This is a genomic window from Actinoplanes sp. NPDC026623, from assembly GCF_040638275.1.
In the GTDB taxonomy this organism is placed as follows: domain Bacteria; phylum Actinomycetota; class Actinomycetes; order Mycobacteriales; family Micromonosporaceae; genus Actinoplanes.
The window spans coordinates 1-1,073 of sequence record NZ_JBEZXZ010000459.1 but is presented as its reverse complement, the minus strand read 5'-3'; the positions used below and the strand labels follow the sequence as shown (position 1 = coordinate 1,073).

Annotated in this window: 1 protein-coding gene; it reads left to right on the top strand. The window is 62.9% G+C overall.

The window, feature by feature from the left end:
- Positions 1 to 297: 297 nt before the first annotated feature.
- A complete protein-coding gene (locus AB0F10_RS45800; protein WP_360640940.1) occupies positions 298 to 990 on the top strand; it encodes a hypothetical protein in 693 nt (230 codons plus the stop codon).
- The last annotated feature ends 83 nt before the right edge of the window (positions 991 to 1,073 follow it).

The window sequence follows — 1,073 nt, the reverse complement described above, 5'->3', positions numbered from 1 at the left end:
TTCGCGTCTCCTCAGAGTGACCAGGTGGCCGCGTCCTGCCAGTCCCTCGACAGAGCGACTAATCCCAGCTCAGACGTTAAACGGAAAGCTAAGGCCGTCGTCGGTTCAGCCCGCGGTCGAATGCCAGCACGCCCACCCGGGTGATGCCGCTCTCCGCTCGGCCGCGCGACGGTTACCACGCGGCCGTTTGTGCTCGCAACACGATGCCTGTCCGGGCGTTGCTTACGCCCGGATGGCGCGACAGTGGTCAGAAACCAGACCGGCATCAATATCGAGCCACGGGCGAGACTGTGTGGCATGGATGACGAGACGCTACAGGCGGTAAGCGCAGCTCTTGCCTCTATGGGTGAGCCGTGGAAGGTGCCGCAGCTGGTGCCCGCTGCGGAGCCTCCCATTCCAGTTACCGGTGTCCAGTGGCAGACGGTACTGGAGGACGGCGCCGTCCTGGAACTCCTAGGGTTGGCACGCGAAGCACTCACCGATCTCGACGCCGCAATCAAGGGCAGTCCACGGTCGATAGGCCGACGACTCCGTCTCGTGGTCACCCGCTTAGCCGACACAGTTCACGACCTGAACGTGACCGCCGCTGATGTTCTCGCGTTCGACCCACCGCAGCGGGACAGAAGCGCAGCCCTCGGCAACCATATTGAGCGGGTTTCCACCGCGATCGCTCAGCTACTGGACGGCTTGGAGGCCGGCGTCGAGTCGACCGCCGCCATGCCTTTTGACACGGTCGACAAGGCCGAGCGTTTCGTCGAGGTTGAGCTGCGGGCGACGTTCGACGATGACGACCGGAGCGCGCGGGTCTACGGGATTCCGCAAGAAGATCTTGAGAGTATGCGCTTGCCGGTTGGCCAGAGTCTACGAGCCGCATTCAGCGATCGGCAGGATGATCTTAAACGGATAACCACCTGCATTGTCGGGTTCGCAAGCCGCGGTCAGCCAATGTCGGAGGACCTGGACGGTGCGTTACACCCGCTAAGCGCGTAGGCAGAAGTTCGGTACGTAACTGGTGACGGGCTGTCCGCGAACATGCTCAGCGAGAGGGACATACCAACGTAAAGACCCCGCCG

What these genes read in the sequence shown, in the direction of transcription:
- AB0F10_RS45800 (WP_360640940.1), top strand. Translation starts at nt 298, where the DNA reads ATGGATGACGAGACGCTACAGGCGGTAAGCGCAGCTCTTGCCTCTATG.